Origin of the sequence: Kocuria turfanensis, from assembly GCF_001580365.1 — a bacterium.
GTDB lineage: Bacteria > Actinomycetota > Actinomycetes > Actinomycetales > Micrococcaceae > Kocuria > Kocuria turfanensis.
Map to the genome: position 1 here is coordinate 1,295,882 of NZ_CP014480.1, position 24,986 is coordinate 1,320,867.

Annotated in this window: 21 protein-coding genes and 3 tRNA genes; 5 read left to right on the top strand and 19 right to left on the bottom strand. The window is 75.5% G+C overall.

The window, feature by feature from the left end; translation table 11 throughout:
- Positions 1-33: 33 nt before the first annotated feature.
- From AYX06_RS06000 to AYX06_RS06055, 12 genes are all read right to left on the bottom strand, one after another.
- Positions 34-107: transfer RNA gene (locus AYX06_RS06000), tRNA-Met, on the bottom strand.
- Between the two features lie 61 nt (positions 108-168).
- Positions 169-240, bottom strand: a tRNA-Thr gene (locus AYX06_RS06005).
- Between the two features lie 160 nt (positions 241-400).
- Positions 401-832 (bottom strand): hypothetical protein, encoded by a 432-nt coding sequence (locus AYX06_RS06010; RefSeq protein ID WP_062734996.1) that lies wholly within the window; start codon positions 830-832, stop codon positions 401-403.
- A gap of 54 nt (positions 833-886) precedes the next feature.
- Positions 887-3,316, bottom strand: a complete 2,430-nt coding sequence (locus AYX06_RS06015; protein WP_062734997.1) for a phosphotransferase — start codon at positions 3,314-3,316, stop codon at positions 887-889.
- Complete coding sequence (locus AYX06_RS06020; protein ID WP_062734998.1) at positions 3,313-5,142, bottom strand: ABC transporter ATP-binding protein; 1,830 nt, start codon at positions 5,140-5,142, stop codon at positions 3,313-3,315. The genes AYX06_RS06015 and AYX06_RS06020 overlap by 4 nt, the downstream gene beginning before the upstream one ends.
- Positions 5,139-6,398, bottom strand: a complete 1,260-nt coding sequence (locus AYX06_RS06025) for a glycosyltransferase family 4 protein (RefSeq protein WP_062734999.1) — start codon at positions 6,396-6,398, stop codon at positions 5,139-5,141. Before AYX06_RS06025 ends, AYX06_RS06020 begins: the two co-directional genes overlap by 4 nt.
- Entirely contained in the window at positions 6,398-7,837 is a 1,440-nt protein-coding gene (locus tag AYX06_RS06030) for a glycosyltransferase (protein ID WP_084271473.1), read from the bottom strand. Before AYX06_RS06030 ends, AYX06_RS06025 begins: the two co-directional genes overlap by 1 nt.
- Entirely contained in the window at positions 7,834-9,042 is a 1,209-nt protein-coding gene (locus AYX06_RS06035) for a glycosyltransferase family protein (protein ID WP_062736911.1), read from the bottom strand. The genes AYX06_RS06030 and AYX06_RS06035 overlap by 4 nt, the downstream gene beginning before the upstream one ends.
- A gap of 156 nt (positions 9,043-9,198) precedes the next feature.
- Positions 9,199-9,867, bottom strand: a complete 669-nt coding sequence (locus AYX06_RS06040) for a response regulator transcription factor (protein WP_062735000.1) — start codon at positions 9,865-9,867, stop codon at positions 9,199-9,201.
- Positions 9,868-9,876: 9 nt separating this feature from the next.
- The gene (locus AYX06_RS06045; protein ID WP_062735001.1) at positions 9,877-11,478 is read right to left on the bottom strand and encodes a sensor histidine kinase; all 1,602 of its coding nucleotides are present in this window, start codon (positions 11,476-11,478) and stop codon (positions 9,877-9,879) included.
- A gap of 79 nt (positions 11,479-11,557) precedes the next feature.
- Positions 11,558-13,429, bottom strand: coding sequence for a DEAD/DEAH box helicase (locus tag AYX06_RS06050; protein WP_062735002.1), 1,872 nt, complete (start codon positions 13,427-13,429; stop codon positions 11,558-11,560).
- A 239-nt stretch (positions 13,430-13,668) separates the two neighbouring features.
- Entirely contained in the window at positions 13,669-15,180 is a 1,512-nt protein-coding gene (locus AYX06_RS06055) for a DUF2079 domain-containing protein (RefSeq protein WP_232319401.1), read from the bottom strand.
- A gap of 6 nt (positions 15,181-15,186) precedes the next feature.
- Here AYX06_RS06055 and AYX06_RS06060 point away from each other — a divergent pair, with 6 nt between their 5' ends.
- Positions 15,187-16,179 carry a DNA-3-methyladenine glycosylase family protein gene (locus tag AYX06_RS06060; RefSeq protein WP_062735003.1) on the top strand — a complete coding sequence of 331 codons (993 nt, stop codon included), beginning with the start codon at positions 15,187-15,189 and terminating at the stop codon, positions 16,177-16,179.
- 62 nt (positions 16,180-16,241) lie between these two features.
- On the top strand, positions 16,242-17,051 hold the full coding sequence (locus AYX06_RS06065) for a VIT1/CCC1 transporter family protein (RefSeq protein WP_084271734.1): 810 nt from the start codon (positions 16,242-16,244) through the stop codon (positions 17,049-17,051).
- Here AYX06_RS06065 and AYX06_RS06070 read toward each other — a convergent pair.
- Positions 16,981-17,358 carry a thioredoxin family protein gene (locus AYX06_RS06070; protein ID WP_062735004.1) on the bottom strand — a complete coding sequence of 126 codons (378 nt, stop codon included), beginning with the start codon at positions 17,356-17,358 and terminating at the stop codon, positions 16,981-16,983. The two genes, AYX06_RS06065 and AYX06_RS06070, sit on opposite strands and share 71 nt — an antisense overlap.
- A gap of 116 nt (positions 17,359-17,474) precedes the next feature.
- Here AYX06_RS06070 and AYX06_RS06075 point away from each other — a divergent pair, with 116 nt between their 5' ends.
- On the top strand, positions 17,475-18,512 hold the full coding sequence (locus AYX06_RS06075) for an LLM class flavin-dependent oxidoreductase (protein ID WP_062735005.1): 1,038 nt from the start codon (positions 17,475-17,477) through the stop codon (positions 18,510-18,512).
- A gap of 24 nt (positions 18,513-18,536) precedes the next feature.
- Here the strand turns inward: AYX06_RS06075 and AYX06_RS06080 are convergent, their stop codons facing one another.
- The 4 genes from AYX06_RS06080 to AYX06_RS06095 form a co-directional block, all read right to left on the bottom strand.
- Positions 18,537-19,223, bottom strand: a complete 687-nt coding sequence (locus AYX06_RS06080) for a class F sortase (RefSeq protein ID WP_062735006.1) — start codon at positions 19,221-19,223, stop codon at positions 18,537-18,539.
- Between the two features lie 86 nt (positions 19,224-19,309).
- Positions 19,310-19,975, bottom strand: a complete 666-nt coding sequence (locus AYX06_RS06085; RefSeq protein WP_147017461.1) for a hypothetical protein — start codon at positions 19,973-19,975, stop codon at positions 19,310-19,312.
- A 551-nt stretch (positions 19,976-20,526) separates the two neighbouring features.
- Positions 20,527-20,608 (bottom strand) — tRNA-Tyr (locus AYX06_RS06090).
- An 85-nt stretch (positions 20,609-20,693) separates the two neighbouring features.
- Complete coding sequence (locus AYX06_RS06095; protein WP_062735008.1) at positions 20,694-21,002, bottom strand: hypothetical protein; 309 nt, start codon at positions 21,000-21,002, stop codon at positions 20,694-20,696.
- A 139-nt stretch (positions 21,003-21,141) separates the two neighbouring features.
- On the opposite strand from AYX06_RS06095, the gene AYX06_RS06100 reads away from it, so the two are divergent.
- Positions 21,142-21,633 carry a YajQ family cyclic di-GMP-binding protein gene (locus tag AYX06_RS06100; RefSeq protein ID WP_062735009.1) on the top strand — a complete coding sequence of 164 codons (492 nt, stop codon included), beginning with the start codon at positions 21,142-21,144 and terminating at the stop codon, positions 21,631-21,633.
- Between the two features lie 111 nt (positions 21,634-21,744).
- Positions 21,745-21,906 (top strand): hypothetical protein, encoded by a 162-nt coding sequence (locus AYX06_RS19675; protein WP_157093453.1) that lies wholly within the window; start codon positions 21,745-21,747, stop codon positions 21,904-21,906.
- A gap of 131 nt (positions 21,907-22,037) precedes the next feature.
- Here the strand turns inward: AYX06_RS19675 and htpX are convergent, their stop codons facing one another.
- Positions 22,038-22,922, bottom strand: coding sequence for a zinc metalloprotease HtpX (gene htpX, locus AYX06_RS06105; RefSeq protein ID WP_062735010.1), 885 nt, complete (start codon positions 22,920-22,922; stop codon positions 22,038-22,040).
- 189 nt (positions 22,923-23,111) lie between these two features.
- Entirely contained in the window at positions 23,112-24,872 is a 1,761-nt protein-coding gene (locus tag AYX06_RS06110) for a zf-HC2 domain-containing protein (RefSeq protein ID WP_062735011.1), read from the bottom strand.
- Positions 24,873-24,986 lie beyond the last annotated feature (114 nt).

Consider the following 24,986-nt stretch of genomic DNA (forward strand, 5'->3'; position numbering starts at 1 on the left):
CCGTGACCGGCAAGGGTCACGGGCTTTTCGCCGTAGCGGTGGACGGGCTCGATCCGTCGACCTCACGATTATGAGTCGTGCGCTCTAACCAGCTGAGCTACACCGCCAGGTCGATGGGAAACCGTGGTGCACGGCCTGGCGGCCGTGCCCACGGGATCTCATCACGAGAGCCCCGACCGGGAATCGATCCCGGGACCTCCATCTTACCAAGATGGCGCTCTACCACTGAGCTATCGGGGCAACGACGAAGACTCTACCAGCACGTTTCGGCAAAACAAAAATCGTCGGAGGTCCCGTCGGAGGTCCCGCCGGCGTCCTCCCGACGACGCCGTCCGGCCTGGTCGGACGCGGAGTCCGGCGCCACCGGCGCCGTCGGGACCGGTCGCCGGGCCGTCCGCGCTCAGTCGTCGTCCCAGTCGTCGTCCCAGTCGTCGTCCGGGCCGTCGTCCAGGTCGCCGTCCGCGTCGTCACCCGGCAGGGGGGGCTGGACGGGAAGGGGCACCTGGGCCGGAGGGCCGGGGGCGGGCGCGGCCGGCGGGACGGGTGTCTGCTCGGCGGGCGGGACCGGCACGACGGGTGCCGGGGGCTTCTCGGTCCCGACGCCCGGCGCCTCCTCCCGGGCGCCGGGCGCACCGGAGCGAGCCGGCTGCGCCGACGAGGGGACCTCGGCGGTCCGCGACGTGCCGGGCGTCGGAGCGGGACCGGGCGCGCCGCTCACGGAGACGCCGCCGCGCACGACCTCCACGCGGTCCGTGCCGCTCGCCACCCCCCACAGCAGGACGGCCAGGGCCGCGACGGCCAGGAGCGAGACTGCCGACCAGAGGATCCTCATGCAGCCCAGTGTCCCGGGACGGGTTGAGGCGGGCATGAGAACATGAGAGCCCTCTCAGGAAAGCAGAGCGTCGAGCAGCCCCTGGGCCATGGTTCGCCACCGCGGGCGGAACGCGTACAGACAGGCGAGTCGCAGCCGCGTCGCGTCGGCGTGGACGGCGAGGCGCGCCGGCTCGGCGCCCAGGCGGACGGCCACCACGGTCACCGCCTCCTGTCCCGCCGCCTGCAGCGGGGCGTCGAGCAGGCCCTGGGCCGCACGCAGCTCCAGGTGGACGGAGAGGTTCGCGAGGTCGAGCTCGGGCTCGCCGAGCGCTGCCGTGTCGAAGTCCAGCAGCCCGAGCCGGACGCCGTCGAACAGCAGCTGCTTGTCGTGCAGGTCCCGGTGCAGCACGGCCCGGGCACGCCGACCCGCGGGCGCGGTGGTGAGCTCCTCGCCGATCCGGTGGGCCAGCCTGGCGACCGCTCCCCGTGGTGCCCTGAGCAGACCCGGGAACGCGTCGAGGCGGTCCGCCCACCGGGCCAGCATGTGGGCCTCGTCCTCGGCGGTGTGCTGGGGCAGCAGCCCCGCCCCCGGAACGGCGGTGGCCAGGTCCGGCCAGCGCTGCGCCCACTGGGTCCACGCCGCACGGTACGCGTCCGTCTCACCGGCGGCGCCCAGCTCGTGCAGGCTCCGGCCGGGCAGCACGGAGAACTCGACCCGGTGCTCGGTCCGGGCCAGGACCTCGGGGACGGCGAGGCCCGCCGCGGTGCCCAGGCCGTGCAGCCGGCCGGACAGCTCGGCGACCTGCCCGGCCCGCCCCGGCGCGAGGACCTTCACGAAGCGGTCCGGGGCCGCGAGCACGGCGCGGCGGCCGTGCCGGTGCACGACCACCCGCCCGCCCGCCGCGACCGCGACCGCGAGTCCCGGCAGTCGGGGGTCCTCGCCGTGGGGCAGGACCTGGACGGCCGTCAGTCCCGACGCCCCGGGACCGGTCGTGCCCGCCCGGACGCGCCCCTGCTCGTCCTCGAGCTCGAGCACGAGCCGGGAGCGGCCCGTGGGCCAGGCCCGGCGCACCCGCAGGGGGCGCCCGTCAGCGCCCGGCACGGTCTCCGGCACGCGCACCGGGTGCGTTCCGGTGCGCGCCGGAACGGTGCGCGCGGCGGGCCCCGGCAGGATCGGCACGGCCTGCGGTGTCCTCCGGGCCCGCTCCGCCAGCCGCTCCGCGAGCAGGAGCCGCTGATCGGTGAGCTCCCGCCAGTCCGGAGTGGTGGAGCGGAAGGGCTCCATGGACCGCGCCAGCACGTGGAACGCGGCCCAGGTCAGGATCTCGGGCCACGGCGGAAGCGCCGCCACGGATCCGTAACCGCCCAGCAGGGCGCCGGTCAGCGGGGAGTCCTCCGGGCCGGCCGGGGCCTCCACCGCCCCGGCGTCCAGCAGCTCGACGGCCAGGAACGCGCCGAGGTCGTCGGCCGCCGCGCCGGTGCGCATCCGGTCGAGGTCGGCGAGCCGGAGGCTCGGCGCCCCCGGGGGTGCGGAGCCGTGCACGAGCACCTGGTCCGCGGAGAAGTCCCCGTGGAGCAGGCGCGCCGGGCTCCCGGGGCGCGCGGCGACGGCCTCGGCGACGGCCTGCCCGACGCGGGCGCTGCGAGCGGCCGGCCTCGGGTCGAGGGCCGAGAGGTCGGCGGCCAGGGAGCGCAGCTTCCGGTCGGCGTCGAGGGGTGCGCCGGCCCGCGCGGTACCGAGCAGCGACGGGCCGCGCACGTGCAGCTCGGCCAGGGCGGCACCCGCGGCGGCGGCGGCCCCGAGCACCGGCCTACCGGCGCCGCGACCGGGCGGGTCGGCGGCGGCGTGGGCCGCGAGGTCCCCGTCCCCGAACCAGGGGTAGTGCAGCACGTGCGGTGTCACAGGGAGGCCGGGGGCGGGCACCGGGGCGAGGACCGGCAGCCCGGCGGCGGCGAGCCGGGCCAGCAGGACCGGGTCCGCACCGGACGGTCCGGCCGTGATCTTGGTGACCAGGCGGGGGCCGGGGCCGGCGGGGCCCGTGAGCACCGTGCGACGGCGGGGATTGTAGCGCAGCAGCCGTGCGGCGTCCCCCGGCTGCCCGAGGCGCTCGGCCCGCTCCGGCCCGAGCGCGGCGAGCGGTCGCCGCAGCCCCGGGTCCGTGCGGATGCGCCCCACGGCCAGCCGGTGCCCGGGCAGGTCCGGCACGTCCGCCACCAGCACGGGCGCGCCGTGTCCGGGCCGGCCCGGCCCGGCGCCCGCCAGGATCCTCTCGAGCTTGTCCCGCCCGGGCACGGAGGGTGCGTAGGCGGCCACCCAGTGCACCGCGCCGGTCCCGTCGACGTCCACACGGGCCACGGCCGAGACCTCCGGTTTGTACCGCAGCCGGCTGGTCCGCAGCCGTCCGCCCAGCTCGTGGCCGAAGAGCTCGGTGAGCCGGCCGGGATCGAGGACCGTGGCCAGGGCGGGCAGGCTCTCCCAGGAGTCCGGCAGGTGCGACGTCACGAGCGGACCTCCCGGCGGCCCTGCGCCCCTTGCTGCTCGACCCACGCGGCGAACACGCCGTCCGGGCGGGCATGCAGCTCCTCGGGAGTGCCGTCGAGCAGGATGCGGCCGTCCTGGACCCACAGCACCCGGTCGGCGGCGAGGGCCAGGGCGGCGTCGTGGGTCACGGCCAGGGACGTGCGGCCGCGGACGAGGCGGCCGACGGCGTCCAGCACGTCCCGGGCCGCCCGGGGGTCCAGCCCGGTGGTGGCCTCGTCGAGCACCACGACCGGCGCGTCCCGCAGCAGGGCCCGCGCGATGGCCAGCCGCTGGCGCTGCCCGCCCGAGAGCGTCGCCCCGCGCTCCCCGACCGGGGTGTCGTAGCCCTGCGGGAACGCCGTGATGAACTCGTGGGCCTGGGCGGCCGCGGCCGCGGCCTCGACCTCGGCGTCGGTGGCCTGCGGGCGGCCGAGCCGGATGTTCTCCCGGACGGTGCCGTGGAACAGGACGGGGTCCTGCAGCAGCAGGGCCGTGCTGCCGCGCACGGTGCCGAGGCTGAGCCGGCGCAGGTCGTGTCCGTCGAGGGTCACGGCGCCGGCCACCGGGTCCATCATCCGCACGAGCAGGGAGACCAGGGTCGACTTCCCGGAGCCGGAGGGGCCCACGACGGCGACGTGCTGGCCCGCCGGGATCACGAGGTCGACGTCGCGCAGCACGGCACGCCCGCGGCCTCCCGGGTCGCCGTGCGCCGCGTCCACGTGGCGGAGGGCGATCTCACCGCGCACCCGCGGCAGGACCAGGGCGTCCGGGGCCTCCCGCACGTCCACGCACTCGTCCACGAGGTCGGCCACCCGCTCCCCCGACGCCGCGGCGCGGGCGATCCGCCCGGTGTACTTGGCCATGTCCCGCAGGGGCTTCATGCAGGTCTTCAGGTACGTCGTGAACAGCACCAGGTCGCCCAGGCTCATCGCGCCCTCGAGCACCCGCAGACCGCCGCCGAAGAGCACGGCAGCGGTGGCCACGCCCACGATCACGTCGGTGACCCGCTCGAGCGCGGCGGCCAGACGGCGGGACTGCACGCCCTGGGTGAGGGCCTGCCGGTTGGAGCGGCCGAAGGAGTCCGCCATGTGCTCCTCCAGCCCGTAGGCCTGGACCGTGCGGATCGCGCCGAGGGACTCGTGGGCGGTGTTCGCCAGGGCGCCCTCCCCCTGCCGGGTCCGGCGCGAGGCCTCGGTGATCCTGGCGGCGGAGCCGCGCCCCACCAGCAGGAAGGCCAGGATCGCCGCCACCACCACGAGGCCCAGCAGCCAGTCGAGGAAGAGCATCACCGTGCACATGACCACGAGGGTGATGACGTTGGCGAGCAGCGGCAGCCCCGCGGTGACGGCGACCTCCTGGAGCTTGCCGATGTCGGAGACGAGGCGCTGGACCGTGTCCCCGGCCCGGGAGACCGAGTGGTAGCGGTCGGAGAGGGACTGGACGTGCGCGAACACCCGTTCGCGCAGGGCGGTGGAGACCCGGGAGCCGACGAGCGCGAACGCGACCGTGGCGAGGTAGTTGGCGAGCGCGCGGAAGCCGACCACCGCGACCGTGGCCAGCCCGGCGGCCAGGAGCAGCTGCCAGGAGGCCTCCGGTATCCACGGGTCGACGTTGCCGGCGCCGAGGGACAGGGAGATCGCGTCGACGACGATCTTGAGCGGCCAGGGCTCGAGTACGCGGAACGCCACCTCGGCCAGCAGCACCAGGATCCCGCCGGCGGCGAGCGGCCGGTGCTCCCGCAGGTGCGGGCCGAGCAGCCCGAGGGTGCGCCGGAGGGCCCGGCGGTCGAGCCGCTTGCCCCGGCTCACCGCGGCGCTCCCGCGGCGCTCGGCCGCGGGGCGGTGCTCCCGCTCCGCGGAGTTCCCCGGGGATCCGCACCGGCGAGGCCCGTGTCGGCGAGGATGTCGTCGAGCACCGCGGTCCAGGAGCGCCGGGCCACCGCGTCACGCCGGCCGGCCCGCCCCATGGCCCGCCGCCGGCCGGGATCGGCCACGAGCGCGTCGATCGCCCGGGCCAGCGCGGCGGGGTCCGAGGGCGCCACGAGCAGACCGGTGACCCCGTCCTGGACGGCTGCCGGCACCTGGCCCACGCGGGACGCGACGACCGGGAGGGCGGCGGCGGCGTACTCGTAGATCTTCAGCGGGGAGAAGTACTGGTCCTCCGCGTCCGCCGTGGCAGGGTAGGGCGCCACGGCCACGGCGCAGCCGGCCAGCAGCCCGGGCACCTCGGCCGGGGCCACGGCGCCGGTGAACTCGGCCTCGACGCCCAGCGAGGCGGCCAGCTCCTCGAGGAACGCCCGCTGGGGCCCGTCCCCCACCACGCGCAGGTGCCAGTCCGTGGCCGCGCTCGCACGGGCGCGCAGCAGGTGCTCCACGCCGTGCCACGGCTTGAGCGTGCCGACGAACACGACGACCGGCGGTCCGGGGTCCGGTCCCCGGGCGGCCGAGTCGCGGCTCGGGAGGATGCGCTCCACGTTCACGCCGTTGGGCGCGACCAGGACCCGCCCGGCCTCTCCTCCGGCGGCGGCCACGGTCCGCTGCACCCAGCGGGCCACCGGCTCGGAGACGCAGGCCGTGCGCTCGGCCGCGGCGACCTGCGCGGCCAGCGCGGCCCGGGCGGCGTCCTCGTCCACGAGGTCGCGGTGGGTCCGCTGCTCGTCGACGAGGGGCGCGTTGACCTCGAGGACGCCCGGGACGCCGAGCGCGCCGGTGATCACGGCCAGTGCGGTGGAGAACAGGGAGTACCGTTCGTGGACCGCGTCCGCGCCGTCGGCAACGACCCGTTCGGCGATCCGGCGGGCGGCGTCGGCCTGGGCGCGCTCCCGGGCGGCGACGCGGTCCGCGCGCCCAGGGGCGGTCCCGAGGGGGGCCGGCGGCACCGGCACGTGGACGACCGGGACGTCGGCGAGGTCGGCGGGCATCTGCTCACCGAGGCGAGTGGCGTAGAGACGGACCTCGGCGCCGCGGGCGCGCCAGGCGCGCAGGATCTCCTGGACGTGGACGGAGGCGCCCTTCGTGCCGAACACGGGAACGCCGGGGTCGGCGCAGACGTAGGCGAGGCGCATCAGCGTTCGGCTCCTTCGGTGGCCGGGACGAGGCCGAGGGCGCCCTCCGGGACGGGAACCCGGACGGACCTCCGGTCGGCGGCCCGGCCGGCATCGTGGTGGGGATCCCGGAGGGGACTGTGGCCGGGATCCCGGCCGGGGTGCGGGGCGCTCCCCGGCACGGCAGACCACGGCGGAACCGCGCCCGGCAGGACAGAACCCGGTGGAGCGGACCCCGGGTGGGCCGGCTCCGGCGGCAGCAGCGCCCGCAGGGCGGCTGCCTGACCAGTGGCGTCGTGGTCCCGGGCGACGACCGCCCGGGCGGCGCGGGCCGCGCCCACCCGGTCGAAGCCGGGGTCGGCGACCGCGGCGAGCGCCCCGAGGAGCGCGTCGTCGTCGGCGGCGGGCACGAGGACCCCGGTGCGCGGGAGCTCGTTGCGGACCACCTCGGGGATGCCGGTGACGTCGCTCGCGATCACGGGCACGCCCATGGCCATCGCCTCGAGCAGCACCGTGGGCAGCCCGTCGGCGTTGCCGTCGGCGCCGATCGTGCACGGGGCCGCGAACACGTCCGCGGTGCGCAGCAGCCGCCCGATCTCGGCCTGGGTGCGGGGCCCGACCAGCTCGACGACGTCCTCGGCCCCGAGCTCCGCGATCAGGGCGCGCAGCGGCCCCGCCAGCTCACCGCCGCCTGCCACGGTGACGGCCGGGCGGCCGCCCATGTCCCGGTACCGGGCGGCCGCCCGCACGAGACGGTCGAAGCCCTTCTTCTCCACGAGGCGGCCCACGGCAACGACCCGCAGGGTCTCCCCCACCGGCCCCGGGTCCCGGTAGGGGAAGCGGTCGAGCTCCAGGCCGTTGCGCACGAGCCGCAGCCGGTGCGCCTGCTCGGGGAACGCGGCAGCCAGGTGCCGCCGGTTGTACTCGGAGATCACCACCACGTGCTCGGCACGTTCGAGGGTGCGGCGCAGCCGGGCCGGGTCCACGGACTCGTGGAAGATGTCCTTCGCGTGGGTCGTCACCGAGAACGGCACCCCCGTGAGCCGGGAGGCGATCTCGGCCACGTGCGCGGCGAGGGTCGCGAAGTGCGCGTGCAGGTGGGTGATGCCCTGCTCCACGACCTGGGTGGCCAGAGCCACTCCCTGGTGGACCTCCGAGGCCTCCGTGCCGGCCAGCTCGGGGAGCAGCTCGGCGAAGCGGGGCCCGAAGCCGGGAACCGTCTCCGCCGCGCGGGCCAGGACGGCCCAACCGGCGGAGGCCCGCTCGGGGCGGTCCACGTGGTGCACCGGCGCCTGGACGCGGGCCAGCTCGGGGTGGAAGCGGGGATCGGTGCTGTGCCGCAGGGCGAAGATCGTCAGGTCCTCGCCCTGGGCCTCCCGGGCCAGGACCTCGGTGACGACGAACGTCTCCGAGAAGCGGGGGTAGACCTTCAGCACGTAGCCGATGCGGTGGCCGCTCACCGGGGGCCCCCGGAGCGGGCCGGGGCGGCGGCCGGCACCGGCGGCAGGCCCGCGGGCAGGAGCCGGGCGGCGAGCACGGGGACGGTGCGCAACCCGTCGAGCCCGAGGTGGCGGCGCATCCGCACGGTGCCGACCACCCGGTGCAGCCAACCGCTGAGCGCGGCGCCGGTGAGGTCGGCGGCGCTCAGCACGTCCACCGCGCCGTGCGCCTGGAGGGCGCGGGCCCGGATCAGCTGCTCCTGCCGGGGGTGGTCGCGCGGCACCAGGAGCGCCGGGGTGTTGGTGGTGAGGATCTCGGCCACGGAGTTGTACCCGCCCATGGACACCACCGCGCTCGCGTCCACCACTTCCGCGAGCGCGTCGGGGACGGAGGGCAGGACGAGGGTCCCCGGCACGGCGGCGGCACGGACCTGCTGGGCGTGCTCCCCGGGCATCTGCGGGCCCGTGATCACCACGTGGCGGTAGCCGTGGGGCACCGGGGCGCACGCGGCGGCGAGGGTCAGGCGGTGGCCGTCGGAGCCTCCGCCGGCCATGGTCAGGACATAGGGGCGGTCCACGCCGCTCGTCCGCCGCCCCGCCGTCCGGCCGGTCGCGAGGTAGCCGGTGTGGCGGACCAGGTCGGCGAGCTCGCCGGGGATCTCGCCGGAGGCCACGGGGTCGTGCACCGCCCGGTCGCCGTAGACCCAGATCTGGTCGTAGACGTCCCGCACGGCGTCCAGGTCACCGAGCGCGGCCCACTCGCGGGCCGCGACGGTGGGCTCGTCGAGGACCTCGCGCAGGCCGAGGACCACGACCGTTGCCGGGCTCTGCGCCCGGAGCCGCCGCAGCGGTTCGAGCAGTTCCCGGTCCACGCCCCAGGCGTGGCGGTCGACGACGACGAGGTGCGGGCGGAAGCCCGTGAGGGCGGCGTCCACCATTCCCGAGCGCAGGGCGGTGAGGTGGGCCATGTCCACGGAGAGGTTGCGGGGGGTGTAGCCGGAGTCGCCCTTGCGGATGCCGGGCAGCACCACCCAGTCGAAGCCGTCCGGGCGCCCGTGGGAGGTGGCGGCGTCGATGCCGGTCAGCAGCATGCCCGTCACCGGGCGCCCGGTCAGCGCCGGCAGGTGCTGGGCGAGGGACCGGGCGAGCGCCAGGTTCCGGCGGGTGTGGCCCAGGCCCTGGGAGTCGTGCGAGTACAGCACCACCCGCAGCTCGTCGTCGCTCATCGTGTCCTCCTCGGGGGCGGCGCCGGTGGGTCCGGCGCCGGTGCGGCTGCCGCCCACTGTGGTGGAGGGACATGATGAGAACATGAGCCGTCGATGAAAAGGTTCTCATCCGGGCCGGCCCGCACCCGCCGGCCCGAGCCCCCGGACCCGCGTCCCTCACAGCTTGGCGAGCCGGTACCCCGCCCCGCGGACGGTGACGATGCGCTCCGCGCCGAGCTTGTTGCGCAGGTAGCGGACATACACGTCCACCACGTTGGACGAGCCGTCGAAGTCGTAGCCCCAGACCTTGTTGAGCAGCTGCTCACGGGTGAGCACCTGACCGGGGCTTTCGAGGAAGGCCCTGGCCATCGAGAACTCCCGGGCCGAGAGCTCGATCTGCTGGCCCTCCAGCACCGCGCACCGGGTCCCGGCGTCGAGCGCGAGCCCGCCGTAGCGGAGCTCGTCGGCACCCTGGTCGCCGACCGCCCGGTCCCGGAGCCTGGCCCGGACGCGGGCCAGCAGCTCCTGGAAGCGGAACGGCTTGGCGAGGTAGTCGTCGGCGCCCTGCTCCAGTCCCGCGACGGTGTCCTCGACGGAGTCGCGGGCGGTGCACATGATCACCGGGATCGAGAAGCCGAGGGAACGCAGCATCGTGAGCACCCGGAAACCGTCCATGCCGGGCAGGCCCACGTCGAGGACGAGCAGGTCGAACTCCCCGGTGCTCGCGTAGTCGAGGGCGCTCGTGCCGTCCTCGACCACCGTGGTCGTGTAGCCCGCGGCGCGCAGGCCCTTCTGGATGAAGCGCGCGATGCGCTCCTCGTCCTCTGCGATGAGGATGCTGGCCATGGAGTTCCTCTACTTCCCGGGCGATGCCGTGGTGACGTGGGTGCCGGACACCGTCGGAGCGTGCCCGGCGGGGTCCTGCCCGGCGGTGCCGGGGGCGGGCGCGGGGGCCGATGGGGGGCCGGGCAGGCGGAGCGTGAACGTGGATCCGTCCCCGGGGCTCGAGCGCAGTCCCACGGACCCGCCGTGGCCGTGGGCGATGGCGGCCACGATCGCGAGCCCGAGCCCGGAGCCCTCCACGGTGCGCCCGGTGTCGGCCCGGACGAAGCGCTCGAAGATCCGTTGCTGGTCCTCCGCTGCCACGCCCACGCCGGTGTCCCGGACCCACACCTCGAGCCGGCGCACGGGCAGGTCGGTGCCGGGCGCGGCCGGTTCGGTGGCCCAGGCCGCCCCCAGTGCCACGAGGTCGCCGGGGGCGGAGAACTTCACCGCGTTGGCCGCGAGCTGCAGGACGGCTTGGGTGAGCCGCTGCGCATCGGCCATGACCGGCCCCTCCGCCCGGGCCTCCAGCTCCCAGCGCCGGTCCCCCAGCGCCCGCAGCCGGTCCATGGTGTCGTCGAGCCACGAGGAGATCTCGACGGTGCCGGGGCGGACGAAGTCGGGCCGCTGGGACTTGGCGAGCAGCAGCAGGTCCTCCACGAGCCGGTTCATCCGCTCGATCTCGTCGAGGAGCATCGCCCGGACCTCCTCGACGTCGTGCGGGTCCCGCTCGTCCATCAGTTCGAGGTTGCCGTGCAGGATCGTCAGAGGGGTGCGCAGCTCGTGGGCGGCGTCGTCCAGGAACTGGCGCTGCTGGACGAAGGCCGTCTCGATCCGGCTCAGCATCGCGTTGAAGTTGGTGGCGAGCTGGCCCACGTCGGAGTCGTCCTGGGCCACGGGCACGCGCCGACCGAGATCGTCCGGGCTGATCTGCTCGGTGGCCCGGCGCAGGCGGGTGATCGGGGCGGTGACCCGTCCGACGAGGACGTAGGCGGCGAGCCCGGCGACGACCATCGTGAGGGTGCTGAGGCCCAGGTAGCGCCACAGCGAGTCGAGGACGATCCCGCGCTGGGCGCTCATGTCGAAGCCGACCACCAGGTAGCCCTGCCGGGGGTCCTCGTCCAGAACCACGGAGATGACCCCGAGGCGCAGCTCCCGTCCGTCCTGTTCGTGGTCGAAGACCACGGTCTGCCCCGGCCGCGCACGGTCCTGGACCGCGGCGAGCGTAGCGGGGTCGTCGAGCTGGAACCGGGACAGGTCGGCGTGCTGGAACGCGGGTTCGCCGCCGACGAGGGCGAGGATGCTCTCGTGCTCGCCGGGAACCGTGGTGGTCATGAAGGTGTAGAACAGCTGGGACAGGTCGGTGAACGGCTCGTCCGCGGGAGTGTCCAGGTCCTCGGCGGGCGAGGCGTCGGGGCCCAGCGGGCCCCGCTGGGCCAGCCGCTGGAGTTCCCCGGCCTCCTGGACGATGTCCTGGCGCGCGGACTCGTCGAGGTCGACCAGGCGCAGGTAGTGGGTCAGCCCGCCCACCGCGAGCAGCGCGACGGCCAGGAACACCAGCGTGGTGGCGAGCACCCGGCTGCGGACGGACTTCAGCTCCGCCCGCAGTCTCTCCCACCGCGGGCCCGCCGACATGCGCCCAGACTATCGGCGGCACATGAGAGGGGGATGAGCCGTCCGGCCCATCCCCCTCTCAGGTGCCCCTGCTCCGGGCTCAGTAGTTCTTGTGGCGCGGCTTGCGGTGCGGCCGGTCGCCGTCGCGCTCCCCGGCCGAGTACCCGGGCTTGCGGCCCTGGTAGCCGCCGCGGGACTCCCCGCCCCGGGGGCCGCCGCGACGAGGGCGGTCCTGGTAGGAGGAGGTGCTCCGCGGCCGGGCCCGGCCGCCGGCGCCGGGGCCGCGGTCGGCCTCGAGCTGGATGAGCTCGCCGTTGATGCGGGTGCGGGAGAGCCGGTCCAGGGTGGAGGCGGGCAGGTTCTCGGGCAGGCCCACGAGGGTGTGCGTGGAGCGGATGTCGATCGCCCCGATCTGCTCGCCGCTCAGGCCGCCCTCGTTGGTGAGCGCGCCCACCACGGAGCCCGGGGACACGCGGTGGCGGTGGCCCACGGCCAGCCGGTACGTGGCCATGCCCTTCTCGGTGCGGGGCTCGCGCCGCGGCCGGTCGTCGCCGTCCCGGCCCGGGCGCTCGCGGTCCCGGCTGCGCTGCGGCGGCTCGGGCAGCTCCTCCACGAAGAAGGGCCGCCCGTCCTGGGCCATCACGGCGATCGCGGCGGCGATCTCCACGGCGTCGACGTCGTGCTCGGCCTGGTACTGCTCGACGAGCTCGCGGAACTGGCCGAGGTCCTCGGACTCCATGGTGTCCGTGATCTGCTGGGCGAACTTGTCCTTGCGGGTGCGGTTGACGTCCTCGGTGGAGGGCATGCGCATGAGCTCCACCGGCTGGCGGGTGGCCTTCTCGATGGCCCGCAGCAGGTACTTCTCCCGCGGGGTCATGAACAGGATCGCCTCGCCGGAGCGCCCGGCGCGGCCCGTGCGGCCGATCCGGTGCACGTAGGACTCGGTGTCGTGGGGGATGTCGTAGTTGACCACGAGGGAGATGCGCTCGACGTCGAGGCCGCGGGCGGCGACGTCCGTGGCCACGAGGATGTCGACCTTGCCCTCGCGCAGGGCCTCCACGGTGCGCTCGCGCATGTTCTGCGGGATGTCGCCGTTGATGGCGGCGGCGGCGTAGCCGCGGGCCTTGAGCCGGTCGGCGACCTCCTCGGTGGCGGCCTTGGTGCGCACGAAGACGATGACGCCGTCGTAGTCCCCGACCTCGAGGATGCGGGTCATGGCCTCCATCTTGTGCGAGCCCATGACCTGCAGGTAGCGCTGCCGGGTGTTGGTGCCCGTGGTGGTCTTGCCCTTGACCGCGATCTCCTGCGGGTCGCGCAGGTACTGCTTGGCGATCTTGCGGATGGCCGGGGGCATGGTCGCGGAGAACAGCGCGACCTGCTTCTCCACCGGCGTCTGGGAGAGGATCTCCTCGACGTCCTCCGCGAAGCCCATCCGCAGCATCTCGTCGGCCTCGTCGAGGACCACGTACTGCAGGTGGGACAGGTCCAGGGACCCCTTCTTGAGGTGGTCGATCACACGGCCGGGCGTGCCGACGACCACCTGGGCGCCGCGGCGCAGTCCGGCCAGCTGCGGGCCGTAGGGGGAACCGCCGTAGACCGGCAGGACGGTGAAGTCCTCGAGGTGGCCGGCGTAGGAGGAGAACGCCTCGCCGACCTGGAGGGCGAGCTCGCGGGTCGGGGCGAGCACGAGCACCTGGGTGTCGCGGGAGACGCCGTTGACGTCGGAGAGCTCGGCGAGCCGGGACAGGGCGGGCACCGCGAAGGCCGCGGTCTTGCCGGTGCCGGTCTGGGCGAGGCCCACGACGTCGTTGCCCGCCAGCAGCGCCGGGATGGTCGCGGCCTGGATGGGGGTGGGGTTCTCGTAGCCGACCTCGTCGAGGGTGGCGAGCACGCGGGGGTCGATGCCCAGCTCGGCGAAGGTGGTCGTGTGCTCCTCGGCGGTGCCGGGCGCGGTGGAGGTGTCGGTGGTCATGGAGCGGTGCCTCGTTCTGTGCGGGTGGCGGCCCGGGAGCGTTCCCAGGGGCGTCGGCCACGGTCGTGGTGTCCGGACGTCCCTGCCAACCACTTGGAGCCCCGCGCGGGGCGGGAGCGTCGGACACGGCGCGGACGGGCCGCGGCCGAACACGATGCGCGTCATGGCATCGCGTTGCACGAGAAAGTGAGGGAGTGACCGGATTCGGTCCGACCATTCTATCGCACGCGGCGGTCCGTTCAGGCCCGGCGCCGCACCAGCACGAGGTGGTCCTCGTCACGCACCACCGTGTACTCGGCCCCGTAGCGCTCCCGGGCGTAGGCGGCGACGTCCCCGGGCGGGTTCCCGCCCCACGTGGCGCCGAGCCGGTCGACCACCACGTACTGCGGGGCGGGGTCGCCCTCGGTGCCCAGCCAGTGCACCTCGGCGCCGGGGACGAGGTGGTGGATCAGCGTCAGGTCCGTGGCCACGCTCGCCCCCTCCGGGACGGCGGCGAGGACCGCCTCCTTGGCGGGCGCGCGGGGGTCCGGCCGGTACGCGGCCGGGTCGGCGAGGTCGGCCAGTGGCCGGCCCGGGAGCAGCAGCAGCGCCACCGCGAGGGCCAGGGCCGGAGCGGCGCGGGCGAGCCGGTGGAGCCGCCCGTGCCGCAGGCGCAGCACGGCGTCGAGCAGGGCGAGCAGGACGACGGGCATGAGCACCGCGCTGTAGTGCCACCCCGTGCCCCAGTAGCCGTGGTTCGGGGAGAGCATCCGCCAGGCCAGCGTGGGCAGGGCCACGAGCGCCAGCGGCGAGCGCAGCGCGAGCACCACCCCGGTGGCCAGCAGCGCCAGCCAGGTCAGCGCCTTCTGCCCCGGCACCACGAGGGAGACCAGCGCCGCGAGGGGATCGGCCGCCGCGGCCGCGAGGTCCAGCCGGTCGGCGTAGGCGAACCGGCCGTCCGGGCTGAGCGCGGGCAGGACCACGGCGATCGCCAGGACGGACCAGGAGAGCCCCCACACGGCGAGGCCGAGACCGAGCAGCACCGGGCCGCGGCCCCCGCCGCCCTCCCGCTGGGCCCGCCAGGCGAACACGAGGCCGAGCACCGCCACGGTGACGCCGAGGTCCTCCTTGACGAGGGCGACGGGCGCGGCCCACAGCGCGGCCGGCGTCCAGCGCCGCTCCACCAGGCACCCCAGGGCGAGCACCAGCAGCGGGAGGGCGAAGGCGACCTCGTGGAACTGCACCGCCACGGCGGCCTGCAGCCCGAAGCTCAGCCCGTAGGCCAGCCCCAGGGCCGCACCCGGCGCCGCGCCGAGACCGCGGACGGCGAAGCCGGTCAGCGCCGCGGCGGAGACCGCCACGAGCACGTCCTGGAGCACCAGCAGCGTCAGCGCGGAGGGGAACAGGGCGTAGAGCGGGCCCAGCAGGACGAGGATCGGGTGGAAGTGGTCGCCCAGCAGGTTGGCGCCGTGCCCCTTGAGGTGCACGACCGGCCCGTGCCCGCCCGCGTAGGACTTGGCCAGCTGGGTGAAGATCCCCAGGTCCCAGGACGGGACCTCCCAGCGGTGCCACTGCAGCAGGGACCACCACGCGTACAGGACCAGCACGAGCGCCCCCACGCCCAGGGGCACCAGCCGCGCCCTACCGGTGAGGGGTCCGGGCGGCGGGGCCGGGGCTGCGGGGCGCCGGAGCGCGGTGGCGGGCATGGCCTCCTCGGTGGCTGGGCGGCCCGCCCGGACCGGCGCGGCGCCGTCGGACAGGACTGCCATCATGGTCTCATGACCGCCACCGCTCCCCCGTCCGCCGGCCCCCGCCCGGCCCGGCCCGCGGACGCCGAGCTGGTGTGGGACCCGGCGGGCGCCCTGCACCTGGGGCAGACCCTCGGGGTGCTCTCCCGCGGGACCGGCGATCCGCTGGTGCGGGTGACGGCGCCGGACTGCGTGTGGGTGGCCACCCGCACGGCGGCGGGACCCGTGACGGCCCGGTTCTCCCGCACCGGGGCGGGCCGGCCGCTGCAGCGGCCCGTGCTGGTGCGCGCCTGGGGCCCCGGAGCGGCGGAGTTCCTCGTTGAGGCCCCGCGGTGGGCCGGGGCGGAGGACTCCTGGACCCGGTTCGAGGCCTCGGAGGCCTTCCGCGCCCTGCCGCACCGGCTGGCCGCGGCCCGGCACCACCACCCGGGTCTGCGGCTGCCCTCGACCGGGCGGCTGCTGGACCGGGCGGTGCTGTCGGTGCTGGAGCAGCGCGTCACCGTGCGCGAGGCCGTGGCCGCGCACCGCCGGCTCGTCCGCCGTCACGGCGAGCCCGCCCCGGGGCCGGCCCCGGAGGGGATGCGGATCCCCCCGACCGCCGAGGCGTGGCGGGCGGTGCCCTCGTGGGAGTGGCACCGGGCCGGGGTCGACGGGGCGCGGGCCGCCACCGTCCGGCGCGTGGCCGAGCGGGCCGCCGCCCTGGAGCGCCTGGGCCGCGGCCCGCTGGACGCCGGCCTGCACCGGGCCCTGCGCTCGATCCCGGGCCTGGGCCCGTGGACGGCCGCGGAGATCCTCCAGTGCACGCACGGGGACCCGGACGCGGTCAGCGTCTTCGACTTCCACCTCGCGGACACCGTGTGCTGGTTCTTCGACCGCCGTCCCGGCGACGACCGGCGGATGCTCGAGCTGCTCGAGCCGTGGCGGGGCGACCGGCAGCGGGTCGTGCGCCTGCTGCGGGCCTCGGGCTTCCGCAAGCCCTCGTTCGCCCCGCGGCTGCACCCGGAGGACCACCGGCACCGGTGACGCCGGGTGAGGACATCCTGTCCTTCCTGGCAGGGCGGCGCCGCCGGGCGTTCAATGGAACCATGACGACCGAACACGTGATCGAGGAACCGCACGGTGCGGGCTACACCGAGCGGATGAACAAGCTGCGGGCCGGGGTGCTGGGTGCCAATGACGGCATCGTCTCGGTGGCCGCGGTCGTGGTGGGCGTGGCCGGCGCCACGTCGAGCACCAGCGCGATCCTCCTGGCCGGGGGCGCCGCCCTGGTCGGCGGGGCCCTGTCCATGGCCCAGGGCGAGTACGTGTCCGTGTCCAGCCAGGCGGACTCCCACCGGGCCCTCGTCGAGAAGGAGAGGCAGGAGCTGATCGACATGCCCGAGGCCGAGCTCCGCGAGCTCGCCGAGATCTACCGGGCCAAGGGCCTGTCCGCCGGCACGGCCCGGCAGGTGGCGCACGAGCTCACCGAGCACGACGCGCTGGCCGCGCACCTGGACGCGGAGCTCAACATCGACCAGGAGGACGTCGTCAGCCCGTGGGGCGCGGCGGTCGCCTCGGCGCTGTCCTTCCTCGTCGGGGCGCTGCTGCCCATGCTGGCGATCCTGCTGCCGCCGGAGGCCTGGCGGATCCCGGTCACCTTCGTGGCCGTGCTCGCCGCCCTGGCCGTGACCGGCTGGCTGGGCGCCCAGCTCGGCGGCACCCCGCAGCGCGGCCGCGCGGTGGTGCGCGTGGTGGTCGGCGGGGCGCTGGCCCTGGTGGCCACCTTCGCGCTCGGCTCGCTGTTCGGCGTCGCCGGCGTCGTCGTCAGCGGGAGCGGAGCGGCGCTCAGGCGTCGGTCGCGTCCTGGGAGTGCTTGGCGACCTCCGCGCGGACCTCGTCCATGTCGAGGCCCTTGACGGCGTCGATCACCTGGTCGAGAGCGGAGGAGGGCAGCGCCCCGGGCTGGGAGAAGACGAGGATGCCCTCGCGGAAGGCCATGAGCGTGGGGATCGAGGAGATCTGCGCCGAGGCGGCGAGCATCTGCTGATCCTCGGTGTCGACCTTCCCGAAGACGATGTCCTCGTGCTTCTCGGAGGCGGCCTCGTAGGTGGGCGCGAACTGCTTGCACGGTCCGCACCACTCGGCCCACCAGTCGAGCAGGACGATGTCGTTCTCGGCGATGGTCTGGCCCAGGGTGTCCTGGGTGATGTCAACGGTAGCCATGGGACCCAGCGTAGGGGCCGGGCCACCCGGGCGGCACCGGATTTCACTCGTGGCTCAAGACGGGCCGGCGCTGCTCCTACACTGAGGGGCACGACCGGGACGGGCGGAGGCGCAGCATGGCATTCGAGATCGGCATCTTCTCCCTCGGCGAGGTCGCCCAGGACCCCGTCACCGGCGCCCGGCCCGACACCCGGCAGCGGCTCGGGGACATGATCGAGCAGGCCGAGGCCGCCGAGCGCGCCGGCCTGATGGTCATGGGCGTCGGGGAGAACCACGGCACGGACGTGGTGGCAGCCTCACCGGTGGTGCTGCTGTCCGCGATCGCCGGCCGCACCAGCCTCCTGCGCCTCACCACCGCGGTGTCCGTGCTCACCGCCGGGAACCCCGTGCAGCTCTACGAGCAGATCGCGATGCTGGACAACATCTCGGGCGGGCGCGCCGAGATGGTCGTGGGCCGCGGCGCGTCCGCCCGCGTGCTGCGCGCCCTGGGGCTGGAGGGCGCGGACCACGACGCGCTGTTCGAGCAGAAGCTGCTCCAGCTGCTGGAGCTGCTGGAGACGAATCCCTCGACCTTCGACGGCCGGCTCGCCGGCCGGGAGGCGGAGCTCGACCTCCAGCCGCGCCCCCTGCAGGCACGGCTCCCGGTGTGGGTGGGCTCCTCCGGCACCCTGCACTCCGTGGTCCGCGCCGGGGTGCTGGGCCTGCCCCTGGCGCTGCTGCGCACGCACGGGCCCCTCGCCGACGCGCTCCCGGCCGTGGCGGTCTACCGCCAGGCCCTCGAGGAGTCCGGCCGGGACCCGGACACCCCGGTGAGCCTCAACGTCCCCGGGTTCGTCGCCCGCACCCCCGAGCAGGCGCGTGAGCTCAGCTATCCCTACTTCGCGGCGGGGGCCCGCAGCCACGGGCCCGTCCTCGCGCGCGATCCCCGGTGGACCCGCGAGGAGTACGACCGGCAGTGCGCCCCCGCCGGCTCCCTCGTGGTGGGGGACGTGGACGAGGTCGTCGCGAAGATCGTGGCCCAGCAGCAGGCGCTGGGCCACGGGCGGCTGCTGCTGCGGATGGACGCGGGCGGCGTCCCGCACCACCTGGCGCTCGAGGCGATCACCCTGCTCGGCACCGAGGTGGTGCCCCGGGTGCGGGCCGCGCTGTGCTGAGCGCCCCGGCAGTTCTCAGGCCTGCTACGACGGCACCGGTGAGGCCGTGAGCACCACGTTCTTGCCCCACAGGTCCTCGGTGTAGCAGCTGACGACGACCAGCCGGTCCGGCACGATCCGCCAGATGTCGCTGTCCTTGAGGGTGTTCTTGTCGTGGGTCACCACGGAGTCCACCCGGTACTCGAGGATCCCGGTCTCCGTCTCCAGCTCGATCTCGCTGCCCACGAGCCCGGGGTCGCTCAGCCGGTTGAACGGGGCGTCACGGCCCTCCCAGCTGTGCCCCGTGATGTACGTGGTGTTCTCCGAGCCCTCCCCCGGCATGCCGTACGGGGTGAGCCAGTAGCCGTCCAGGGTGTCCGGGGGGACCAGCATCTCAGTGGCCAGCTCCTGCTCGCTGGGGGCCAGGGGCAGCACCGCCACGTCGAGCTGGGCGTCGTCGACCCGCAGCCGGACGGGCGCAGCGGCCTCCGGGCGGGGAGCGTCCGGCTCCGGCGCGGCTTCGGTGGGCGCCGCCTCGGCGGTCGGGGCCGGGGTGGGCGCAGCGGTGGCGGACGCGGCGGGGGCCGGCGGGACGGGCTCCGGCGGGGTCGCCCCGAGCGGGTCCGTCAGCAGCACCGTGGACAGGACCGCCACGGCGCCGAGGCCCCCGGCCGCGGCCGCCCAGCGCGCCCCGGACCGGCGCCGTGGCGGCTGTTGCTGCGTGGGGTCCATGCGGGAGGCCTCCGTGCTCGGGTCGGCAGACGACTGCGCCCTGGTGCCGCGCGAGCGCGGCACCAGGGCGTTCCAGCCTAGCGGGGTCAGGCGCGGGCGCGGCGCACCCGGAAGGCCACGGCCCCGGCCACGGCCGCGACGGAGGCCAGCAGCGCGGCGAGCACGCCGGCACCGGGGCCACTCTCCTCGGCCGTCTGCATGTTGATGCCCTCGTTCACGCCGGCGGCGGAGTCGCCCTCGGTGCCGGTCCAGTCGCCGGTGCCGGTGAGCAGGCCGCCGCAGTTGCCCTGGAACAGGGCGAGGAGCGCGGCGCCGTCCTCCATGTAGACCTCGCCCTGGGCGCGGGCGTCCGTGGCGGCGGTCTGGAAGTGCGCGGCGGCGCTGGAGGAGGCCGCGTAGGCCTCGTCGACCGCCGGGTCCTCGGTGGCGTCGGCGTAGCCCTGCTGCAGCCCGAGGATCGTGTTCCAGGCGTCGCGCGCCGGGCCCATGGTGTCGGCGTGCACGATGGCGTGCTCCAGGTCGGCCTGCGCCGCCTCGAGCTGGGCGAGGGTGCCCGCGTCGGCCACGAGGGAGTTGAAGTGCACGCTCGTGTCGTGGAGGTGGTCGGCGGCCGTGACCAGGTTGCTCACGGTGGCGCTCATCTCGGGAGCGGCGCAGGTGTCGGCGTGGGCCGCCGGAGCACCCAGGAACAGGCCACCCGCCAGAACCGCGGCCGACGAACCGGCGGCCACCCATTTCTTCACAGCAGTCATATCGGTACGTCTCCTCAAATCGTTCAGAACCCCGGGCCTGCCCCTGGGGTCCCAGCGCGCGGCACAGTTCTCCTGGCGTCCCGGGGTCGCGCACCGGCGGAATCGCGGCAGGGTTCGTCGTGCTGCTGGTTCATCCGGTGTGGGGGCCCCGGCGCCCAGCTCGGGGGATGCTGGAACGCGGCCGGATGATGCTGTCGGTTCAAGCTACAAGGATTTGCATCTTTTTAGCAATTGTTAATGGCACGTCGGCACGGTGGCCCCGCGGCCCCGTCCCCTCTTCCGGGGGCGCTGCCCGCGGAACAGCACGGAAGACGTGCCTGCAGCGCCGGATCGGTGGCGCCTGGGTGGCCGCCCCTCCGGACGGCCGGGCCGGGGCCGGCACCGCCCCCGCCCGTCCCGGCGGCGAGGGACCGGCACGCCCGTGGGACATCGGGGCCGGCGCACGCTGCGGTGACGCCCTCGGCAGCGACCGGGCCCTCAGCACCCCGACACGAAAAAACACCCCGGACCTGTGGTCCGGGGTGTTTCCGATGTCCTGTGACATCTCGGTGTGGCAGATGAGGGATTCGAACCCCCGTAGGCAATGCCAGCTGATTTACAGTCAGCCCCCTTTGGCCGCTCGGGTAATCTGCCGGGGTGCAGCCCCCGCGTGCGGGAGCAGTTCAACAGTACAGAAGATCGGGCGGGATGCGAAATTGCCCGCCCCGGCCCGGCGGGCTCAGGACACGATCCGGTGGTGGACCTGCTGGAGGAAGCGTTCGGCCTGCTGGGTGGTGATCTCCCCGTGGGTGACGGCCTCCGCCAGGTCCTCGGCGATCCCGGCCAGCCGCTCCGCGGCCTCGGGGCCGATCGCGGCGGGGACCGCGGCGACCGTGTCCCCCGGAGCGGCGGACGGGTCGGCCGCGGCCGGGCCGAGCCCGATGCCCATCAGCAGGGCGGCCGCCAGCGCGGTGGCCGCCACGGCGGTCCCGCGCAGGCTCCGCGCCGGACCGGGCACCACGTCGTCGGGGTCCTGGGGTGTGCTCATGCCGCCATCCTCGAAGGCCGACCTGGACGGATCCTTGGGTGCGGGTCACGAAACGGTGACGGGGACCGCCCGTTAGACTGGCGCCCAGTCCGGCGGGACGCACGTCGCCCGCTCCACAGCGCACAGTCCGGGAGGCACTATGGCCAGCGATTCCTCGTTCGACGTCGTCAGCAAGGTGGACAAGCAGGAGGTGTCCAACGCCCTGAACCAGGCGCAGAAGGAGATCGCCCAGCGCTACGACTTCAAGGGCGTGGGGGCGGAGATCGACTTCTCCGGCGAGAAGATCCTCATGAAGGCCAACTCGGAGGAGCGGGTCACCGCGGTGCTCGACGTCTTCCAGTCGAAGCTCGTCAAGCGCGGCATCTCGCTGAAGTCCCTCGACGCCGGAGAGCCCTTCGCCTCCGGCAAGGAGTACCGGATCGAGGCCTCCGTCAAGGAGGGCATCGCCCAGGACCAGGCGAAGAAGATCACCAAGCTCATCCGCGACGAGGGCCCCAAGGGCGTGAAGGCCACCATCCAGGGCGACGAGCTGCGGGTGTCCTCCAAGTCCCGCGACGACCTGCAGGACGTGATCGCCCTGCTCAAGGGCTCGGACCTCGAGGTCGACCTGCAGTTCATCAACTACCGCTGAGTCCGGGCGCCGGCCCCGTCCGGTGCGCGCCGGCCGCGGAGGGACTCCGCGGCCGGACGGTCACTGCGGCACGTCCGGTCGGCGGGTCCGGCCCGGAGCTACGGTCGGTGCATGATGACCGCGCACCGGGTCGAGGAGATCCGCAGCTTCCACGCCGCACTGTCGACGAGGTACCGGACGGATCCCGCGGCGATCACCGCCCTGGAGCGCCATGCGGTGCTCAGCATGATGGCCGAGCTGCTCGAGCATGCCGAGGGGACGCTCGAGCGGTGACGAAAGCGCCCCGCCTGCCGTGCGGCAGACGGGGCGTTCTCGTGCCCGATGGGGGTCTCGGGCACCCGTCCCCGGGGGTGGACGGCACGACCGTACCGGCCCCGGATGAACGGCACGTGAAAGGCGCGGGCTCAGCGGCGCCCCAGGCCGGCCATGCCCTCGAGCCGGGCCACGCGGTCGGCGGTCGGCGGATGGGTGCGGAACAGGCTGGACGCCCCGCCGCCCCGGAACGGGTTGGCGATCATCAGGTGCGAGGTGTTGACGAGCTTCTGGTCCGCCGGGTTCAGCGGCCGCGCGCCGGTGCCCGCCTCGATCTTGCGCAGGGCCGAGGCCAGGGCCAGCGGGTCGCCCGTGAGCTGGGCGCCGTCCTGGTCCGCGTCGTACTCGCGGGTCCGGGAGACGGCGAGCTGGATGATCGTGGCGGCCAGGGGGGCGAGGAAGGCCAGCAGCAGCCCGACGAGCGGATTGCCGCGGTCGCCGTCCCGGCCGCCGCCGAAGATGGCCGTGAACTGCAGGAACTGGGCCGCGGAGGTGATGATGCCGGCGACGGCCGCGGCGATCGAGGAGGTGAGGATGTCGCGGTTGTAGACGTGCATGAGCTCGTGGCCCAGCACGCCGCGCAGCTCCCGTTCGTCGAGCAGCTGCAGGATGCCCTCGGTGACGCACACGGCCGCGTTCTCCGGGTTGCGGCCCGTCGCGAAGGCGTTGGGGCTCATCGTCGGGGCGATGTAGAGCCGCGGCATCGGCTGGTTCGCCCGCCGGGACAGCTCCCGCACGATCCGGTGGTACCCCGGGGCCTGCTGCTCCGTGACGGGGATGGCGCGCATGGACCGGAGCGCGAGCTTGTCGCTGTTCCAGTAGCTGTAGGCGGTCGAGGCCAGGCCGATGAGGGCGAAGACCCAGATGAAGACGCTGCTGCCCGTGCCGCTGGCCACCACCCACCCGATGGCGAGCAGCACCCCCCACAGGCCGCCGAGCAGCAGGACGGTCTTCAGTCCGTTGTGGTGCTGGTGCATCGTGGGCGCGGCTCCTTCTGCCGGGGGCGTGGTCTGCTGCTCAGGACAACAGCCTCGGGGGCCGCCCTCTTCCCGCCCTGCCGTGCGCACGGCGAGTTCCCAGCCGGCTCCGAGCCTTTCTCCTCCGCCCGCTCCTGTGCCGGGCACCCTGCGTGGTCCGCCGGGCCGACGGCGCGGCGGCGCCCCGGCTCAGGCGCTCGGCGCGGGATCGCCGGAGGGAGCACCCCCGCCGGGCGCAGGGTCCGTGGACGGGACGGTAGCCGGGGCGGTGGCCGGGGCGTCCGGGACCTGGGGCCCCGGCTCGGCCGCCGGGGGCATGCTGGGGGTGTCGGCGGGCGGGGTGCTCGGCGACGCCGGCGGAGCGCTGGGCGGCTCGGCCGGAGCGGGGCCCGGCTGCTCGGCGGGCGGGGTGTCCGGAGGCGTGGTCGGCGGAGCGCTGGGCGGTTCGGCCGGAGCGGGGTCCGGCTGCTCGGCGGGCGGGGCGCTCGGCTGCTCCGCCGGGCGGTCCCCGGAGCGGTCCGGGGCCGGCGGTCCGGCCGGGTCCCGGGGAGCCGGTGCGGGACCGTCCTGGGGCGCAGGTGTCCCGCCGCTGCCTCCGCCCGTCGCGGCGCCGCCCGGGTCGCTCCGCCCGCCCGGGTCGCTCCGCCCGTCCGGGGTGCTCCGCCCGTCCGGAGTGCTGCGGCCGTCGGGGGCACGCTGCCCCGCCGGCGCATCCGTCCCGGTGCGCTCCGCCGCGGCGCCGCTTCCGCCGCCCGTGCTCCGGGAGGTCGCGGTCCGGGAAGTCGCGGTCCGGGCACCGTCGTCGCCCGGTGCCGCCGCCCCGGTGTCCGCGGCTCCCCCGCCCGCCGTGGCGATCGATCCGCGGGCCGCGCTCCGGGCGGTCGCGGCGGCCTCCGTCAACGGGCCCGGGGAGGGATCGACGACGGGCAGGGACGGCACGCCGGCTCCCGAGGTGCCGGGGCCGCTCGCGAGCGCCCGGCCGTCCCCGTCCTCGGCGGCGGACGTCGACGAGGAGCCGCTCGGGGCGCCCACGCCCGCGCCCCCGCTGTCGGCGGCCCGGGTCGTCCTGTCCCCCGGCCCGCTCGTGCCCGTCACCGCCAGCCCGGCGAGCGCGGCGGCCGCCGCGAGCGTGCCGGCGCCCAGCAGGACCTTCCGTCCCCGCCGTGTGGTGCCGACTGCGGCCAGGGACCCTCCGGCATGGTCCGCCCCCGGGGCGGGGGCCGGGCGCTCCGCACCCTCCCGGCCGGCCGTGCGCACGATCTCGCCGAGCTCGTCCACGGCGGCCCCCCACAGGGGCACACCGGCGAGGACCGGCAGCACCCAGCCGCGCAGACCGGCCTCGGTGTCCTGCAGGTACAGGAGGTCGGCGGTGCAGCGGGGGCACCCGTCCAGGTGCGCCTCGACCTCGCGCCGCCGCGGCCCGGGCAGGGCCCCGTCCACGAAGGCTCCGAGCTCCCCGGCGCACTCCTCGCAGGCGGACGTGCGGGGGTGGTCGAGCCGGAGCCGCCGGTAGGCGGCCCGCAGCCCGGCGCGCGCCTCGAGGTGCAGCGCGGTCGTGGCGGCGGGGCTCAGGCCGAGGACCGCGGCGGTGCGGTCCAGCGGCAGCGCCTCCGCCTCGGTGTGCCACAGCACGGCCTGCCAGGCCGGGGGCAGCCCGAGGTAGACGCGGGACACGGCCTCGGCGGAGCGCGGCGGCTCCGCCCCGGCCCGGCCGACGACGCCGACCAGCCGGGCGCGGAGGAAGGCCTCCGGTCCGTCGCCGGCGGACAGGTCCGCGACGACCTGGTCCACCGCGGTGCCGGCCAGCTGCTCCGCGTCGGGGCGGCTGGGGGTGTGGAGGCGGGCCACGGCCACGGCCGTGGGCCAGTGCCGGTCCCTGAGGTCCTGGAACGCGTGGGGCTGTCCCGCTCGGACGGCGGCGAGCAGTTCCTCGTCGGTGGTGCGCGTCATGGGTCTCCGTCGCTCTCGGGAGGGGGCGGCTGCAGGGTGGTGCGGGCGACCCGGAAGTGCTCTCGCGATGCCCGGGTCCCTGCCCGGACGGTGACGGCGCGCGGCCGAGGCGTG

Bases quoted from the DNA above. Each gene is read 5' to 3' on its own strand.
- AYX06_RS06040 (WP_062735000.1), bottom strand. From the start codon at position 9,867: ATGGCCAGCATCCTCATCGCAGAGGACGAGGAGCGCATCGCGCGCTTC.
- AYX06_RS19675 (WP_157093453.1), top strand. From the start codon at position 21,745: ATGATGACCGCGCACCGGGTCGAGGAGATCCGCAGCTTCCACGCCGCA.
- AYX06_RS06050 (WP_062735002.1), bottom strand. From the start codon at position 13,429: ATGACCACCGACACCTCCACCGCGCCCGGCACCGCCGAGGAGCACACG.
- AYX06_RS06035 (WP_062736911.1), bottom strand. From the start codon at position 9,042: ATGAGCGACGACGAGCTGCGGGTGGTGCTGTACTCGCACGACTCCCAG.
- AYX06_RS06085 (WP_147017461.1), bottom strand. From the start codon at position 19,975: ATGACTGCTGTGAAGAAATGGGTGGCCGCCGGTTCGTCGGCCGCGGTT.
- AYX06_RS06075 (WP_062735005.1), top strand. From the start codon at position 17,475: ATGGCATTCGAGATCGGCATCTTCTCCCTCGGCGAGGTCGCCCAGGAC.
- AYX06_RS06025 (WP_062734999.1), bottom strand. From the start codon at position 6,398: ATGCGCCTCGCCTACGTCTGCGCCGACCCCGGCGTTCCCGTGTTCGGC.
- AYX06_RS06010 (WP_062734996.1), bottom strand. From the start codon at position 832: ATGAGGATCCTCTGGTCGGCAGTCTCGCTCCTGGCCGTCGCGGCCCTG.
- AYX06_RS06070 (WP_062735004.1), bottom strand. From the start codon at position 17,358: ATGGCTACCGTTGACATCACCCAGGACACCCTGGGCCAGACCATCGCC.
- htpX (WP_062735010.1), bottom strand. From the start codon at position 22,922: ATGCACCAGCACCACAACGGACTGAAGACCGTCCTGCTGCTCGGCGGC.
- AYX06_RS06080 (WP_062735006.1), bottom strand. From the start codon at position 19,223: ATGGACCCCACGCAGCAACAGCCGCCACGGCGCCGGTCCGGGGCGCGC.
- AYX06_RS06060 (WP_062735003.1), top strand. From the start codon at position 15,187: ATGACCGCCACCGCTCCCCCGTCCGCCGGCCCCCGCCCGGCCCGGCCC.
- AYX06_RS06095 (WP_062735008.1), bottom strand. From the start codon at position 21,002: ATGAGCACACCCCAGGACCCCGACGACGTGGTGCCCGGTCCGGCGCGG.
- AYX06_RS06100 (WP_062735009.1), top strand. From the start codon at position 21,142: ATGGCCAGCGATTCCTCGTTCGACGTCGTCAGCAAGGTGGACAAGCAG.
- AYX06_RS06065 (WP_084271734.1), top strand. From the start codon at position 16,242: ATGACGACCGAACACGTGATCGAGGAACCGCACGGTGCGGGCTACACC.
- AYX06_RS06110 (WP_062735011.1), bottom strand. From the start codon at position 24,872: ATGACGCGCACCACCGACGAGGAACTGCTCGCCGCCGTCCGAGCGGGA.
- AYX06_RS06055 (WP_232319401.1), bottom strand. From the start codon at position 15,180: ATGATGGCAGTCCTGTCCGACGGCGCCGCGCCGGTCCGGGCGGGCCGC.
- AYX06_RS06045 (WP_062735001.1), bottom strand. From the start codon at position 11,478: ATGTCGGCGGGCCCGCGGTGGGAGAGACTGCGGGCGGAGCTGAAGTCC.